Below are 14,738 nucleotides of genomic sequence, written 5' to 3' on the forward strand. Positions count from 1 at the left end.
TTACTGGCCGCTGAAATCGGGTTTCCAGCGCCTTTTGGCGGCCCACAGCTCGGCAGCCTGGTAAATGAGGTGAAAAACCGGCTCCTTCAGGTAGAGGTAGCCGTCGATGCTGTCCGGAAAAATCTCGCTGGCTCGACGCTTTAACAGCTCGTACTCGTCGCGGGCGGCGTCGTTGGCTCGCAGGTAGTCCCGAAAAAGTAGGGCAAACCGAGCGTTGAAGCGCCCGGCCTCGCGAACGTGGATGTGGGTGCGGCGCCCGCCCAGCGGCTCGCGCAAGTAAAGCTTGCGCAGCTCCACCGACTGCGGGGGCAGGCCGTGGTAGGTGTCGTAATCGAAAGCGCCCTGCCGGAAGCCCGCTTGCCAGAGCGGGTGCGTCAGCTCGGCGATGTCGTCGAGGCTGGCCACCGTCACCTGAATGTCGATGATGTCTTTGGCGGCCAGTCCGGGCACGGCCGTGGAGCCAATGTGGTCGATGCGCAAAATGGCCGGGCCCGCGGCCCCGCCGATGCGGCGAGCAGTTTCGGCAAACTCTTGGGCCCAGGTGGGCTGGTGGGGCCGCAGCACCACCGGCCGGGATTTTTTGAACCGCGCAGATGCAGGCATGGCTGTGTGCTAATCAAACAATAAGCATCAAATTTACTGGACAAATACCATGAGTCAATCTGCCGTCTATAGCTCAGCTCTGTAGCACCTTGGGCGGCGGCTATTGCTCCAAAAAGCGCGACACGGCCTCGTTCATTTCCTGCTTTTGAGCTTCGGTGCCGCCGTCCCACATGTCGTTGTGGATGGTGTGGGCCAGCGGCACAATGGTGATGCCGTAGCGCTGCTGCTCGGCCGGGGTGGGCAGCACGCCGGGGTCGGCCACTTGGTCGGAACTGCGCAGCGACAGCACCCGCGGCCGCCGCGCCCGCGGAAACGGCACCCGGCGGTTGTCGAGCGAAATCACGCGCTCCACGCGCTCCGGGTGCTGCTCGGCGTAGAGCATCGACACGTCGCCGCCGTTGGAATGGCCGGCCAGCAGCAGGTGGTTGAAGTCGATGGCGGGGTAGCGCTTGTGCATTTCCTGGCGCACAAACTCGATGTTTTGCACGCCCCGGTCCCACATGGGGCGCCGCACCACCCGAATGACGCCGGTGGTGGGCATGGGAGCATCGGTGGGCAGCTCGTGCTGAATGCTGGCCACCAGGTAGCCGTGCGCCACCAGGTTGCGGGCCAGAAACGAGTAGCCCGTGCAATTGCCGCCGTAGCCGTGGCTGAAAATGGCGGCTTTGAGCTTGCCCTGCGCGGCGGGCCGGGCCGGCTGATACACCATCACCGGCACCGCGCGCTGGCGGTCGGCGTCGTAGAGCTCGAGCCGGGTGGTGAGCAGGCTGTCGGTGGCCACGGGCGTGGCCAAGGAAGTGGCGGCGGTTTGCTGGGCGGTGGGGTTGCCGCTCGAGCAGCCGGCCGCAACCACGGCAAGGCCGGCCCACAGGCCCCAAACAGTACGGCGGGTAGAAATCAGAAGCATGAAACTAAAACGCTAGCGCCCGGCATCGGCAGTCCGACAGCCGCTTGTATTATGAAAGAATTTGGTAAAAACGGGGCAATATACTGCCTCCACGCAGGTATTAACGGCCCGTTTCACGAATATTCAGATGGCCCTTTCAGGCGTCGGTGCAGCCGGCCTACTGCAGGTCGGTCCGACGCATCCAGCCGGTGGTGGTCACCTTCTCCCAATTGGTGAATGTGACGTAAACGGCCGGCCCCTGGGCATCGAGAATACGTACTTTGTCGCCGCGCTCGCAGTAGGCCTTGCGGGGTGTCAACAGGTCGGGCGAGGTATGAAAGTAGGCCCGGGCCGATTGCACTACTGCCGTTTGGCCTTGGCCGGCCGGGGTCGATGCCTCAGGAAGCGCTTGGGCTCGAGCGGGCTGGGCGGCGGGGGCCCTGGGCAGGAGTTTCGCCGTTTCAGAGCTGCCCGGCAGCTGGCGCAGCTCGCCCCCTTTCAGCCACGCGGTGCCGGCGGCACCGTCAGGCTGCACGAAACCGGTTTTTACGAAGCCGTTGGTTTCGCCTTCGCCGTAAAATGTGTCGCCGCGCCGCAGGTAGCGGCCGTTGGGGGTCGACTGCTCGGGCTGGTCGAAGAAGTAGGCCGTGCCCACGGCCACTTGGTAGCGGCGGCCAATGCCGACAAGCGGGCCCGTGGCGGATGCATCAGCCGAGGCAGGCCTCGCGGGCGCGGCGCCTACGTTGGTGGAAGTAGCGGGCGGGTCGACGCGCAGCTCGGAGTTTTCCGGTCGGGACGAATCGTCGGAACACGACGCCAGGGCCAGTAAGCCTGCTCCCATAAGCGCCAGGCGCAGCCACTGCGCCCGCCACCCAACCGGCGCGCTGCCCAGAACCGACAAGCGCAAGCATTTAGCAGATAGAAAAAGCTTGCGCATCGCCGTACGGAGTTACCGGAATCGTGGTGCTGCTGTACGCGGGACCGTAAAGCTGGTTTCGGAGGACTTTGGGGAAGGTAGCGGCAATGAAGTACCAGCCAAGCAACGAAAAACCAGGCGCAGGTATCTGTTTGGCAACTCTGATACTTTTTGCCGCTATGCTTTCACGCCTTTTTCTGTTGCTGATTTTCACACTCCCTTTCATCCCTGATTCTTTCGCCCAAACCGTGCGGCTGCAAGGTCGCGTGGTGGCCGCCTCGGGCCAGCCGGTGCCGTTTGCCAGCGTTGGCGTGAAGGGCAAATCCATCGGCTCGACGGCCGACGAAACGGGACGCTTTGCCTTTGCGGCCCCTGCTACCCTGGCCAATGCCGATTCGGTCATTATTTCCTGCGTGGGCTTTCGCTCGCTGGCTCTCACAGTGGAGCAGCTGCGTCGGCCCGAGGCCGTATGGACGCTGCAGCCCCTGAGCCACCTGCTGCAGGAGGTGCAGGTGCGCCGGCCACACATGCAGCCAGGCTTTCTGGGCTGTCGGAGCGCCTTCTCGCCCATGCAGTGGACCACCGACAGCGCCGCCGACGTGCGCGAAATGCGCGGTTGGGAACTAGCCACCATGGTGCGCGTGCGCAAAAACAGCTTCGTCGATAGTTTCCGGGTGTACTTCGCCCACAACGAGTTTCGCTCCTTGCGCCTGCGCTTCCTGCTCTACGACATGCAGCACGGCAAACCCGACCGCCTCCTGGTGGCCGACGACATCCAATTCAGGGTACCGAACCAACGCACCGGTTGGGTAGGCCTCGACCTGCGCCGCTACAATCTGCACCTCACCAAGGGCCAGACCGTGGCGGCCGGCATACAGTGGCTGCAAGGCGAAAAAGCCACGCCCAACAGCCAGCGCCTGAGCGGCCCGGTCCTGATGCCCACGTTGATAAACCGCACCCTCATCCGCCAGAAAAGCCAGGCCCACTGGGAAAAATACGCCGCCAACGTGAGCATGTACTTGGCGGTGCAGCAGTACGAGTAGTGCTGGCGGCGCAATCCATTGGCCCAAGCCATGCCCTGCAAACATTTACCTCGTGAAGTCAGCGCTATACAATTGATTCGCAAAGCGCTTTTTTCAAGCAACTACCGGGCAGGTTACAACAGCTAGCAGGGACTAAAAAACAGTACCTCTTGCAGGCGCCCCTGTTTGAAAAGCAGGTTCAGTGAGCCGTCCATGGGCACATTCTTCTCGTAGAATGGCAAATACATTTCTTCGCCGGGGCGGCCGGTGGCGGGCGTGTCGACAGCCTTGGCGGCCTTGGGGAAGAAGCGACGGACGTCCTCAAAAGTAGTATTCTGGTTGAGTACTAATTGCCCAATTTTGCCCCGATACTTGCCGGTGGTGACGTCAAAGCCGGTCAGAATGGCGCGGCTCCCGTTCACCTCGTATATCGTTTTGCCATAGTACCAGATATCGCCGACGGGGCTTTTTTCGGTTGCCAGTACGCCGCCGCACTCCACCGCGCCTTTGGCCACGCGGGCGGGGCGTCCCAGTTGACGCGTGAGTTCGGCCGTGCTGATTTCTCCCTTTGGTAAGCCCTCGACGGAAACCATGCTGGCCTCAATGTGCTCCGGGTCGAGGGGCCCAGTTTGCGCGGGCCCGGACGTAGCGGCAGCAGGGGCCGCCACGTCTGGGGCGTTGGGAGTGTCGGGGGTGCTTTGGCAGGCGACCAAGCCGAGCAACACGGAAGTCAGGGGGAGCAGACGGTTCATCAACATTTGGTAGAATTAAGTAACGTGATTCTAAAAAAGGGGCGGGTACAAGCCCCGCCCCTTTTTTTACTTCATGCCCGGAATTTTGGCGCCTCGCTCGCGGGCCACGTCCTGGGCCAGCTCGTAGCCGGCGTCGGCGTGGCGGAAGATGCCCATGCCGGGGTCGGTGGTGAGGACGCGGCGCAGGCGCTCGGCTTTTTCGGGGGTTCCTGTCGCCACTATCACCATGCCGGAGTGGGTGCTGTTGCCGATGCCCACGCCGCCGCCGTTGTGCAGGCTCACCCAGTCGGCGCCGCTGGCGCAGTTGGCCAGGGCGTTGAGCAGGGGCCAGTCGGCCACGGCGTCGGAGCCGTCCTTCATGCCTTCGGTTTCGCGGTTGGGCGAGGCGACGGAGCCGCAGTCGAGGTGGTCGCGGCCGATGACGATGGGGGCCGAGACTTCGCCCCGCGCCACGAGGTCGTTGATGACAAGGCCGAACTTTTCGCGCTCGCCATAGCCGAGCCAGCACACGCGGGCCGGCAGGCCAATGAAGGGTACTTTGGCCTGGGCCTTCTCAATCCAGCGGGCCAGCATCTTGTTGTCGGGGAAGGTTTCGAGCAGGGCGCGGTCGATGCGCAGAATATCCTGCGGGTCGCCGCTGAGGGCTGCCCAGCGGAAAGGTCCCTTGCCCTCGCAAAACAGCGGGCGAATGTAGCCGGGCACAAAGCCGGGGTACAGGAACTGGCCGTTTTCGTCGCGCACGTTCAGGCCGCCTTTTTCGGCCTGGCCGCGCAGGTTGTTGCCGTAGTCCACGGCGACGGTGCCGCGGCGCTGCATCTCCAGAATGGCCTCCACGTGCTTCACGATGGACGCCAGCGCCTGCTTCTTGAACTCCTCAGGATTCTCCGTTTTCAAGGCCAGCACCTCCCCTATTTCGCCTTCGGGGATGTAGTCCATCAGGTCGTGGGCCGAGGTTTGGTCGGTCACGATGTCAGCCTGGAAGCCCAGCTCCAGCAGGCGCGGCAGCACCGTGGCGGCGTTGCCGGTGAGGCCCACCGACCAGCCTTTGCCGTCAGCTTTGGCCTGTTCGCATAGCTCCAGGGCATGGGTGAGGTCGCGGGCCTGCTCGTCCACGTAGCCTTCGCGCACTTTCTGCTTCACCCGCTCGTCGATGGGCTCGATGACGAGGCACACGCCGTCGTTCATGGTCACGGCCAGGGGCTGGGCGCCGCTCATGCCGCCCAAGCCCGCCGTGACGGTGATGGTGCCGCGCAGGCTGCCGCCGAAGTGCTGGTCGGCCATGGCCGCAAACGTCTCATAAGTGCCCTGCAAGATGCCTTGGGTGGCGATGTAAATCCAGGAGCCGGCCGTCATTTGGCCGTACATCATCAGGCCCATTTTGTCGAGCTCGTCGAAGTATTCCTGGGTGCTCCAGGCGGGCACGATGTTGCTGTTGGCGATGAGCACGCGCGGGGCGTGGGGCCAGGTTTTGAGCACGCCCACGGCCTTGCCGCTCTGCACCAGCATGGTTTCGTCGGCTTCCAGCTCCTGTAGGGTCTTCACGATGGTCTGGTATTCCTTCCAGTTGCGGGCGGCGCGGCCGGCACCGCCGTACACAATCAGCTCGTCGTACACCAGCGAAACGGCGGGGTCGAGGTTGTTTTCCAGCATGCGCAAGGCAGCTTCGGCTTCCCAGGTTTTGCAGCGCAGCTCGGTGCCGTGCTTGGCCTTCACCGTTTCGGTGGGCTTGAACTCGTAGAACATGGGGCGCTTGCCGTCGGGCTTTTGCGGGGCAGCGCCGGTGGCGGTGGAGAGGGAGTTGGCTTCGAGGTTGAGCTCGGCCGTGGGCGTAGCGGTGGGCGTCATGGGTGGGGTTTTGGGTGGTGCGGCGAAGATAGGAAAATGTAGCGTGGCCTCGGCGCGTCCGCGCATGCCCGCCCCATGCAAGTTTTTCGTACACTTCCGACCGCACACGGACTCGCCGAGGCCCCGCTACATTCGCCTTCCATGAACACCGACTATAAACCCATCGACTGCAACTACTACGACCTGCTCGAAGCCGCCGCCACCCAGCGCCGCCGCGTCGACCTGCAGTATTTCAACGACCTGCGCCAGCTTTGCCTCGGCTCGGGCGTGATTGAGACACTTTTCATCCGCGACAAGGTGGAGTACATGCGCCTGAAGTCGGGCGAGGAAATCCGGCTCGACCACCTCATCCGCCTCGACGACAAGCCTGCGCCGGGCTACGCCGACTACCCCGATTTCAGCTGTGCCTGCTAAGGCCGTTTAACGCAACAACCCCCTCCTGCCGTAGCATGAGGGGGTTGTTAAATTAATGAGGGCCGTTGCTAGTCGCGGCTTTGCTCCACGCTCACGCCGCCATTAGTTGTCACGGCCTTCACCTGGGCGCCGCCTTTGCCCAGGCTGGTGGCCAGCTCGCGGCGCAGAAAGCCCGTTTTGGTGACGGGGAAATTGGCCCGGATATTCCCCATGTTGGTGCTCGTAAACAGCTGGGCCGAGTAGTCCTGCGGCACACGCCAGCGAATGCCGCCGTTGGTGGTGGCCACGTCGAGGCCTTTGCCCTCCCACTGCTTGCCGCTCAGGTTGATGCTGAGGCCGCCGTTCACGGTCTGGCCCGTCACCTGCCCGCCCAGGTTGTCCAGCGAGACGCCGCCGTTGGTGGCGTGAAATTTCACCTCCGACTGCATATTCTCGATGTGAATGCCGCCGTTCAGGGTGTTAAGCGTCAGAGCCGTCTGGCGGGGCACAAACACCTCGTAGCTCACGCTGTACTGCTCGTCTTTATCGGTGGATGTGGCCCGCAACGTATTGCTGGCAGCACTGATGCTCACGGCTTTCACGCGGCTCTGCGCTTCTGCCTCGGTGCTGGCCCAGCTCGTCACCTTGGCCCGGATGCGGACGTTAGCGCCCGACCAGCCGTGCACCGTGATGCCGCCGTTGGCGCCGCCCTCGATGGCCAGCGGCTGGCCGGCGGGCGCGCTCATCGTCAGGTCGCGGGTTTCGCAGTAGCGCTTGCTTTCGCCGCTATTGCGGCCCCAATTGCCTTCGTCGCAGCTCATGTTGAACTGCGGCTCAGCGGTGGTTTGGGCGTTGGCTGAAAGAGCAGCCAGGGATAGAACGAATGCAGAAAGAAGGGTTTTCATGGGGTTGGCGGGGGTAAAAAGTGAAGGTTGAATTAATGCCGCGACGCAGATGCAGCTCCGGCAAGCGGGCTTTCTGCGGCGTTTGAATCGATTACCGGGCTAAGTCGAATTCGTTACAGCACGTCTCGGCTTTTTAGGTAAGCTCGGCACTGCGTGCCTACTTTCTGCCGGGTTTGCCGTATGCATGTTCCACTCCTAACCATCCCAAACCGCTTTTCTATGGATACAGTAGCCGCCGGTGTCACCCAGCTGCGCATTCAGCGCTTTGTCAATGTCTACTTCGTCGAAACCGGCACCCCCGGTGAGTGGGTGCTCGTCGACACCGGCCTGCCGGGCAGTGAAAAAACCATCATCGCCGCCGCCGACAAGCTTTTCTACCCCGGCACCCGCCCCGAAGCCATCCTGCTCACCCACGGCCACCTCGACCACCTCGGCTCGGCCCGCGAGCTGGCCGACCACTGGAAGGTGCCCGTGGTGGCCCATCCCCTGGAGCTGCCCTACCTCACCGGCAAGGCCCAATACCCGCCGCGCGACCCTACCGTGGGCGGCTCCCTGGCCTTCATGAGCCGCTTTTTCCCCTCGCAGCTGCCCAACCTGGAAGAGCGGGTGCAGGCCCTCAACACCGACGACCCGGCTGCCCCTTTCCTCATGAACTGGCGCTGGCTGCACGTGCCCGGCCATGCCCCCGGCCAACTGGCCTTCTTCCGGCCCGCCGACGGCACCCTGCTCGGGGCCGATGCCTTTGCCACCTGCCACCACGACTCGGTGCCCGCCGTGCTGCTGGGTCTGCCCAAAATCAGCCGCGCCGGCACCCCATTCAATTACGATTGGGAAGCGGCGCGCACCTCGGTGCAGACGCTGGCCGATTTGGAGCCCAAAGCCATTGGCTGCGGCCACGGCCCGGTCATTACGGGGACGGCAGCGGCCGCCGGCTTGCGCGCCCTGGCCGATAATTATCCCGTGCCCAGCCACGGCCGCTACGTGCACGAGCCCGCCCGCACCGACGCCAGCGGCGTGGAGCACCTCCCGCCCGCGCCCAAAGACAAGCTACCCCTGCAGGCGGCCATTTTCGGGGCGGGCCTGCTGGCGGCCGGCGCGGCCTGGCTGCTCTCCGGCGGACGGCGCCAGTCGCGCAAAGCCAATGCCCAGCACCGCGCCTATTCCACAGCATTGAAAAAGTCAAAAGGCTACCAGTCGCCGCCCGTTCCCCCGCTGTATCGCGGCGGCGTGGGTGACTAAGCCACGCTTACGCCACCTGACTGGCCACCCCGGTTAAATAGGCCGTGATGATGGTGGCACACAAACGGGCGGTCTGGTTGTCGCGGTCGAAATGGGGATTAAACTCCACGACTTCGAACAGCCGGACCGCCTCTTTTTGCCCCGCCAGGAAAGCTGCCTCCACCGCCTGGCGGGGAGTGAAGCCATCGGCGCTGGGTGCCGACACCGCCGGCGCATACGCCTCGGCGCAGCCATCAATGTCGAAGCTCACAAAGGCCGGGCCACCCGAAGTGGCCCGGCTCAGGGCGCGGCTGGCATACAAGTCCATCCCGTCCTTCTGGACGTGGGCCAGCGGCACAATGTGCGCCTGCTGCTGGTGCAGAAACTCGATGTCCTCGCGGGTGTTGAGGTTGGAATGCAGGCCGATTTCGGTGAACCGCTCGCCCGGCACGAAGCCCTCGCGCAGCAGCTTGCCGAAGGGCGTGCCGCTGCTGATGAGGCCGGGCTTGTCTTTCACGTCGGCGTGGGCGTCGAAATTGATGCCGCCCACTGGCCGGCCGTCGTTGGCATCCACCAGCCCGCGCACGGTTGAATAGGTACCGTCGTGGGAGCCGCCCAGCACCAGCACGCGCGGGTATTGCCGCAGCAGTGCGGCCAGCTGCGCACGAATTTCGGCGTGGTTGGCAGCGTGGTCAGCCTGGCGAAGGCGGAGGTTGCCGGCGTCGGCAATGCGCAGGGCATCGAAGCTGACGTTGTGCTCCAGGTTGTAAGTCTTGTGGTAGCGGCGCAGCTCGCGGCGCATGGCGTCGGGGGCGCCGGCGGCACCGGCCCGGCCGCCTTCCAGCACGGTGCCAAAATCGAGGGGCAAGCCCACGAGGCACACGTCGGCGTCGGGCAGCTCGGCGGCGGGGCGAATGAGGTCGCGGAGAAAAACGGGCATACGCAGGGCGCTAAATTTTCCTCAAAGGAAAGCCCCGGCGCTTCAGTTGCCCATTTTCACGGTGCCGTCGTCGTTGAAGGTGCGCTTCACCGTTTCGGAACCCGCCACCACCAGCCCAAATACTTCGCGGCCGCCGTCGGCTTCCTGGTTCAGCACCATGCTCAGGGCCAGGGCCGGCTCGTTGTAGTCGAACGTGCCGCCGTAGGTCACGGCCTTGCCCTTGGAGTCGTTGTAGGTAAACTCAATGTTCTTGCCCTTGAGGGCGTAACGCCCCACTTCGTCGAAATGGTTGGTGCCGTAGGGGCCCGGGAATTTCAGCTTTTTCTCGTAGCGTCCGGTGGGCCCCAGCGTGAGGGTGCCGCCCACGCCGCGCGTGTTGGTGGGCTTGGGGCTGTATTTGGGCGCGTAAATCATGTACACCGTGTAGGTGTAGGTAGTGTAAAACTTGGTGGGCAGGCCGCCGGGCACGGGGCGCACCGCCGGGCGGCTGGCCGCGGCGGGAGCTTTTTTCGGGGTAGTTTTGGCCTGAGCCAGGGCCAGGCCGGCAGCTGCGCAAACCAGTGCGGTGGTGTAGACGATTCGGTGCATGCGGCGAAAATACATCAGGTGCATTGGCATTAAAAAACGGGGCTGTTAACGCATCACAGCCGCTTGTAAGCCACGTTATTGAAGTAAAAGCGCGTCACTTGACCCGTTTTCTCGTTTTTCTCGATGGGATAGGCCACGCCACTGCTGGTGCGGCCGGCGGCGTCAGTAAGGGTCAGCATCCAGCCGCTGAGGCTCCAGCGGCCGGCGCTGCCGCCGCTGCTGCCGGCCGAGTAAGTGCTGGCCCCGGCCTCGTTGCGCCCGCCAAAGCTGCTGGCGCTGCCGCCGCTGTAGGTGCCATTGGCCCGGAAGGTGAGTCCGCTCACCGCCGCCGCGCTGCCGCTGCTCGTGCTGATGGAATTGCCGCCCTCAAAGGACCCCACCAGTTGGCTGGCACTCGCAAAGGGCCGCCCGGCCAGGAAGATGCCCATGTTCCAGGCAAAGGTTTCGGCCTGGGGCTCCACGTTCTCGCTTTCGGTTTGGCCGTTGGTCCAGCGCACGGTGAGCTTGCCGCCCGCCACCGTGTAGCTGCCCCGCGAGGCAGCCGGCACGGCCGCCAGCTGGGCCGCCGAAAACCCCGTTGGGTCTATATACACCTGGCCATTGGGGGCAAAGTAGTACGTCGACTTTTCCAGCGAATGGGTGGCAATCCAGTACCTCGTCATGAAAAACAAGCCCACGGGACGGCCGCCTTTCACGGAGCCGGCCAGTGGCTGGGTAGCAGCGGCCGCGGTGGCGGCGGGCCGGGCGGGCGCGGCCGCGGGGGTGGGCCGGCTCAGGGCATTTTTGCGGGCCAGCGCTTTGGTCATGCCCTCCGAATCGTCGACGCTGGTGTAGGCTTCGTACGCCTGCTGGTAGGCAGCGGCAGCGGCGGCCTTATTGCCGGCGGCTTCCAGCTGCTGCGCTTTGGCAAAGACGACCGCCCCGGCGGGCCCGCTGTAGGCCGGCTGAGCCAGTACAGGGGCGTTGAGCAGCAGATTGGTGACTAGAATGCACCCGAAGAGAAAGCGAAACAAAGAAACCGTTTGCATTGAAGTGGGCCTGAATGAGTTTAAATTGATTGTTCGGCGACGGGCCGACTTACTACCGCTGTGGCAGCGAACCTGATTCACCCTTTTTTCTGCGTTTTTTTGATAAAAATCGCCACCCGTTGCACGATGCTGCCAACCCAACAGGCCAAGCCGGGTAGCCAGCCGCCGGGACTCTTGGCGTCGGTGGCGCCCGGCTCGCCCGAAGCCGACGCGCCGACCCAGTCAATGCGCCGCCATTTGGTGAGAAAGCCGGGGATTTTGGAATCAGGTGGGCGCATGGATTCGGACAGACAACCGGCGAGGGAATGCGGAAACGCGAAAGCCATATACCCGAAAAGTATTGACGCCTCCCTATGGCTCCTAGACTCGTCTAGCAAACGGCCCATAAAGTCGACCGACGCGGCGAGGCGTCGGCGAAGGACTTGCACCACGGGCCATTAGGTCGAAAACCAGCGACGCGCTACCTTGCGCGGACAAGTAAAACAAGCTGACCCGGCCGAAGCCACTGGGCTTAAAGCCGCCGGCATCATCTCGTCTTTCTGCGGCTGGCGAGCCGTTTTGCCGACGCCCGTATTTTCCTTTCCACCGCATGTCTCCGCCATTCACTTGCCTCGTCCTCGACGACGACCCACTGGTGAGCGACCTAGCGAGCAGCTACGTGGCGCGCATTCCGGCCCTCACGCTGGCCGGGCAGTACGCCGACGCCCTGCCCGCCTTCGAACACCTGGCCCGCATCCCCGTCGACCTGCTCATTACCGACATTGAGCTGCCCGAGCTTAACGGCCTAGAGCTGGTGCGGGCCCTGCGGCGGCCGCCGCTGGTCATTTTCATGACCTCCCACCCTGAATACGCCCTGCCGACTTACGACCTCGACGCCGTCGATTTCCTGGTGAAGCCCCTGCGTTTCGAGCGCTTTTTGCGGGCCATCGATAAAGCCCTGCTGCAGTTGCGGGCCCGGGCCGCCGAGGCCGCCAGCCCACCCGTTGCGCCCGTCGACGAAAACGAGGCCTTTTTCATTCGCACCGAGCTTCAGTATGTGAAGGTGCGCTACGCCGACGTGTCTTACGTGGAAGCCATGCGCGATTTCAGCAAGGTGCACCTTGCCGACGGCACCGTGCACATCACCCTGGTCAACCTCAAGCACATGGAAGACCAACTGCCGGCCAGCCTGTTTGTGCGCACGCACCGCTCCTATTTGGTGAATGCCGGCCGCATCGACGCCGTGGCCGGGCAGGCCGTGCGCGTGGGCAACGTGGAAGTGCCGCTGGGCCTCACCTTTCGGGATGCGGTGCTGGCGCAGGTGGTGCAGCAACGCCTGCTGAGCCGCCACCCCCACAAGCCCGCTTAACCAACGGCTTCCGACGCGGCCACGGGCTCGGCCACGGGCAGGCTTAGGGCAAACGTGGTGCCCTGGCCGGGTCCGGCGCTGGCCACCCACAGCCGGCCGCCGTTGCGCGCCAGCACGTCGCGGCTCAGCAGCAGGCCCAGGCCGGTGCTGCGGGCCTGGCCGCCCTCGCCGGCGCGGCACGGCAGGCTTTCGGGGCGCAGCTCCTGCCAGGGCGTGGGCTCGGGCAAGCCGCGGCCGGTATCGGCCACGGCCAGCTGCCAGGCGGCGCCCTCGCGCCGGGCCGATACCTGCACCGTGCCGCCCGCCGGCGTGAACTTGATGGCGTTGGCCAGCAGGTTGCGCAGCACCAGGCGCGCGGCGGCGGGGTCGGCCCAGGCGCATTCGTCGCCCGTGAGGTGGTGCACCACGCTCACCTGGGACGCCTCGGCAGCCGCGGCCAGCAGGCCGATGTTTTCTTCCACCAGGGCGGCCAGGTCCAGGGGTTCGGGGCGAGGTGGGCCGGCGGCCCGCATTTGCAGCGCGGCCCAGTTCAGCAGGTTTTCCAGCAGCGCCAGGGTGTGGTCGAGGGTGCGGGTGAGGCGCTGGGTGTACTGGGCCAGCTTATCGGGCGGCAGCGGGGGGCCGGCCAACAGCTCCACAAAGGCGTGGAGCGAGTGCAGCGGCCCGCGCAGGTCGTGCCCAATGATGGAAAACAACCGGTCTTTGGTCGCGTTCAGCTCGGTGAGCTCGGCCCGCTGCGCCTCAATTTGCTGGTTTTTGCGGCCCAACAGGCGGTTGAGGCGCCACAGGGCCAGCCCCGCGGCGGCCACCACGCCCAGGCCCAGCCCCAGGCCCCAGAGCTGGCGCTGCTGGGCCTGCAGGCGCTGCTGCTGGGCCTCGCCGGTGCGGGCCAGACCTTGGGCCCGCTCGCGCTCCTGGCTGAGTTGAAAATCGCCCTGCAGCCGCCCCATTTCCTCGGCCTTGGATTGCGAAAACACGGTATCGTGCGCGGCCTGGGCCAGCTCGGTGTACTGCAGCGCCTGGCGGTAGTCGCCGCGGCGCTTGAGCAGGCCGGCCAGCAGCGCCCCGCTTGATTCCTGCACGCTCCAATCCTGAACGGACGTGGCCAGGGCCAGGGCGCGGCGGGCCTGGGCTTCGGCCTCGGCCGCGTGGCCGAGCTTGCTGTGCAGCTGCCCCAGCGCCACCAGCGTGGCAGCCAGGGTGCCGACGTCGCCGGAATTTTCCAGCAACGCGCGCGCCCGTTCCAGCGTGGCCTGCGCGGCAGGCAGGCGCCGCTGGTCGGTGAGCAGCTGGGCGTAATCGCTCAGCACTACGCCCAGCTGGGCCCGCTCGCCGGCCTGCTCCGACACGGCAATGGCTTGCTGATAGAAGGGTTCGGCCTGCTTGAATTCGCCCAGCTGCTGATGCGCAGCGGCCAGGTTGGTCAGGCAGTCGGCCAGCGCGCCCTGGTCGGGCCGGTGGCGCACCAACGGCAGGGCCTGCTCGAAATAATGCAGGGCTTGTCGCGCGTCGTTGTGCCGAAAATAGACGTTGCCCAGGTTGGTGAGGCAGTTGGCCTGCAGGGCGCTGTCGCCCAGTTGCTGGGTTTGGCGCAAGGCCGGCAGCAGCATGGCCAGCGCCCGCGGGAAGTCGCCGCGGCTGCTGTAAATAATGCCCAGGCCGTTGCGGGTCCGGGCCTCGTCGCGCACGGCGCCGCGGGCGTGGTACAGCCGCAGGGCTTCTTCGCAGGCGCGCAGGGCGCCGGGGTAGTCGTCTTGCTCGTTGGCCACTTGGCCCAAGGTCAGGAGCACGTCGGCCAGGCCGGGCTGACCGGAAGTGCGCCGGGCCAAGGTCACGGCTTGGGTCAGGTAGGCGCGGGCTTCGGCAAAGCTGCCGTGCACCAGCTCGGCTTTGCCCAGCACGCGCAGGCTTTCCACTTCGCCGGCCGCGAAATGGGTGCGGCGGGCCAGGTCGCGAGCTTGCAGCAGCAGCGGCTGGGCGGCGTCGTTCTGGCCGGCGCGCAGCAGGTCCTGGCTTTGGCGCAGCAGGTCGCGCACCCGGGCGGTGTCGGACGCGGCAGGCGGCCCCGCGGCCAGCAGCACCAGCCCGCTGGCCAGCGTGGCCGCCGCTTTCGCCAGCCGCTTGTTCAAAGGGGTTCGCCGGTGTGTCGGGGGTAAACTTTTTTCCATGCTTCCGCAATTACTTATGCCCTTGCCAATTCCGGTAAATAAAAGAAGCGGCACCGCTTTTGCCAAATGCGGCCGCCGGGCGTTGCTCAGCGCCCGGGTTTTACTTTCGTTCTCACTCATTTCAGC

General features: G+C 64.9%; 15 protein-coding genes. 4 read left to right on the forward strand and 11 right to left on the reverse strand.

The window, feature by feature from the left end; translation table 11 throughout:
• The 3 genes from MUN81_RS13170 to MUN81_RS13180 all read right to left on the reverse strand — a co-directional run bounded on the left by MUN81_RS13170 (position 1) and on the right by MUN81_RS13180 (position 2,396).
• Complete coding sequence (locus tag MUN81_RS13170; RefSeq protein ID WP_245111063.1) at positions 1–603, reverse strand: GrpB family protein; 603 nt, start codon at positions 601–603, stop codon at positions 1–3.
• Positions 604–703: 100 nt separating this feature from the next.
• Positions 704–1,510: an alpha/beta hydrolase gene (locus MUN81_RS13175; protein WP_245111065.1), complete on the reverse strand. Its 807-nt coding sequence runs from the start codon at positions 1,508–1,510 to the stop codon at positions 704–706.
• A gap of 157 nt (positions 1,511–1,667) precedes the next feature.
• The gene (locus MUN81_RS13180) at positions 1,668–2,396 is read right to left on the reverse strand and encodes a hypothetical protein (RefSeq protein WP_245111067.1); all 729 of its coding nucleotides are present in this window, start codon (positions 2,394–2,396) and stop codon (positions 1,668–1,670) included.
• Positions 2,397–2,584: 188 nt separating this feature from the next.
• Here MUN81_RS13180 and MUN81_RS13185 point away from each other — a divergent pair, with 188 nt between their 5' ends.
• Positions 2,585–3,448, forward strand: coding sequence for a carboxypeptidase-like regulatory domain-containing protein (locus tag MUN81_RS13185; RefSeq protein ID WP_245111069.1), 864 nt, complete (start codon positions 2,585–2,587; stop codon positions 3,446–3,448).
• Between the two features lie 122 nt (positions 3,449–3,570).
• Here MUN81_RS13185 and MUN81_RS13190 read toward each other — a convergent pair whose 3' ends face one another.
• Both MUN81_RS13190 and hutU read right to left on the reverse strand, forming a co-directional pair.
• Positions 3,571–4,179: a hypothetical protein gene (locus MUN81_RS13190; RefSeq protein WP_245111070.1), complete on the reverse strand. Its 609-nt coding sequence runs from the start codon at positions 4,177–4,179 to the stop codon at positions 3,571–3,573.
• Positions 4,180–4,245: 66 nt separating this feature from the next.
• Entirely contained in the window at positions 4,246–6,024 is a 1,779-nt protein-coding gene (hutU, locus tag MUN81_RS13195) for a urocanate hydratase (protein WP_245111073.1), read from the reverse strand.
• 141 nt (positions 6,025–6,165) lie between these two features.
• Between hutU and MUN81_RS13200 the strand changes: the two genes are divergently transcribed.
• The gene (locus tag MUN81_RS13200; protein WP_245111075.1) at positions 6,166–6,438 is read left to right on the forward strand and encodes a hypothetical protein; all 273 of its coding nucleotides are present in this window, start codon (positions 6,166–6,168) and stop codon (positions 6,436–6,438) included.
• Between the two features lie 68 nt (positions 6,439–6,506).
• Here the strand turns inward: MUN81_RS13200 and MUN81_RS13205 are convergent, their stop codons facing one another.
• Positions 6,507–7,322, reverse strand: a complete 816-nt coding sequence (locus MUN81_RS13205) for a DUF4097 family beta strand repeat-containing protein (RefSeq protein ID WP_245111076.1) — start codon at positions 7,320–7,322, stop codon at positions 6,507–6,509.
• A gap of 219 nt (positions 7,323–7,541) precedes the next feature.
• On the opposite strand from MUN81_RS13205, the gene MUN81_RS13210 reads away from it, so the two are divergent.
• A complete protein-coding gene (locus MUN81_RS13210; protein WP_245111078.1) occupies positions 7,542–8,561 on the forward strand; it encodes an MBL fold metallo-hydrolase in 1,020 nt (339 codons plus the stop codon).
• Positions 8,562–8,568: 7 nt separating this feature from the next.
• Here MUN81_RS13210 and MUN81_RS13215 read toward each other — a convergent pair whose 3' ends face one another.
• The 4 genes from MUN81_RS13215 to MUN81_RS13230 form a co-directional block, all read right to left on the reverse strand.
• Positions 8,569–9,480, reverse strand: coding sequence for an arginase family protein (locus MUN81_RS13215; RefSeq protein WP_245111080.1), 912 nt, complete (start codon positions 9,478–9,480; stop codon positions 8,569–8,571).
• A gap of 42 nt (positions 9,481–9,522) precedes the next feature.
• Entirely contained in the window at positions 9,523–10,068 is a 546-nt protein-coding gene (locus MUN81_RS13220) for a hypothetical protein (RefSeq protein ID WP_245111081.1), read from the reverse strand.
• Between the two features lie 53 nt (positions 10,069–10,121).
• The gene (locus tag MUN81_RS13225) at positions 10,122–11,096 is read right to left on the reverse strand and encodes a hypothetical protein (RefSeq protein ID WP_245111083.1); all 975 of its coding nucleotides are present in this window, start codon (positions 11,094–11,096) and stop codon (positions 10,122–10,124) included.
• A 77-nt stretch (positions 11,097–11,173) separates the two neighbouring features.
• Positions 11,174–11,422, reverse strand: a complete 249-nt coding sequence (locus MUN81_RS13230) for a hypothetical protein (RefSeq protein ID WP_245111085.1) — start codon at positions 11,420–11,422, stop codon at positions 11,174–11,176.
• Between the two features lie 263 nt (positions 11,423–11,685).
• On the opposite strand from MUN81_RS13230, the gene MUN81_RS13235 reads away from it, so the two are divergent.
• Positions 11,686–12,444 (forward strand): LytTR family DNA-binding domain-containing protein, encoded by a 759-nt coding sequence (locus tag MUN81_RS13235; protein WP_245111086.1) that lies wholly within the window; start codon positions 11,686–11,688, stop codon positions 12,442–12,444.
• Here the strand turns inward: MUN81_RS13235 and MUN81_RS13240 are convergent.
• Complete coding sequence (locus MUN81_RS13240) at positions 12,441–14,573, reverse strand: tetratricopeptide repeat protein (RefSeq protein ID WP_245111088.1); 2,133 nt, start codon at positions 14,571–14,573, stop codon at positions 12,441–12,443. The genes MUN81_RS13235 and MUN81_RS13240 overlap by 4 nt on opposite strands.
• Between the last annotated feature and the right edge of the window lie 165 nt (positions 14,574–14,738).

The sequence above is a fragment of the Hymenobacter sp. 5317J-9 genome (assembly GCF_022921075.1).
In the GTDB taxonomy this organism is placed as follows: Bacteria; Bacteroidota; Bacteroidia; order Cytophagales; family Hymenobacteraceae; genus Hymenobacter.

Coding starts and splice junctions, on each gene's coding strand:
- MUN81_RS13175 (WP_245111065.1), bottom strand. CDS start 1,510: ATGCTTCTGATTTCTACCCGCCGTACTGTTTGGGGCCTGTGGGCCGGC.
- MUN81_RS13235 (WP_245111086.1), top strand. CDS start 11,686: ATGTCTCCGCCATTCACTTGCCTCGTCCTCGACGACGACCCACTGGTG.
- MUN81_RS13210 (WP_245111078.1), top strand. CDS start 7,542: ATGGATACAGTAGCCGCCGGTGTCACCCAGCTGCGCATTCAGCGCTTT.
- MUN81_RS13215 (WP_245111080.1), bottom strand. CDS start 9,480: ATGCCCGTTTTTCTCCGCGACCTCATTCGCCCCGCCGCCGAGCTGCCC.
- MUN81_RS13230 (WP_245111085.1), bottom strand. CDS start 11,422: ATGGCTTTCGCGTTTCCGCATTCCCTCGCCGGTTGTCTGTCCGAATCC.
- MUN81_RS13220 (WP_245111081.1), bottom strand. CDS start 10,068: ATGCACCGAATCGTCTACACCACCGCACTGGTTTGCGCAGCTGCCGGC.
- MUN81_RS13200 (WP_245111075.1), top strand. CDS start 6,166: ATGAACACCGACTATAAACCCATCGACTGCAACTACTACGACCTGCTC.
- MUN81_RS13170 (WP_245111063.1), bottom strand. CDS start 603: ATGCCTGCATCTGCGCGGTTCAAAAAATCCCGGCCGGTGGTGCTGCGG.
- MUN81_RS13190 (WP_245111070.1), bottom strand. CDS start 4,179: ATGAACCGTCTGCTCCCCCTGACTTCCGTGTTGCTCGGCTTGGTCGCC.
- MUN81_RS13185 (WP_245111069.1), top strand. CDS start 2,585: ATGCTTTCACGCCTTTTTCTGTTGCTGATTTTCACACTCCCTTTCATC.
- hutU (WP_245111073.1), bottom strand. CDS start 6,024: ATGACGCCCACCGCTACGCCCACGGCCGAGCTCAACCTCGAAGCCAAC.
- MUN81_RS13225 (WP_245111083.1), bottom strand. CDS start 11,096: ATGCAAACGGTTTCTTTGTTTCGCTTTCTCTTCGGGTGCATTCTAGTC.
- MUN81_RS13205 (WP_245111076.1), bottom strand. CDS start 7,322: ATGAAAACCCTTCTTTCTGCATTCGTTCTATCCCTGGCTGCTCTTTCA.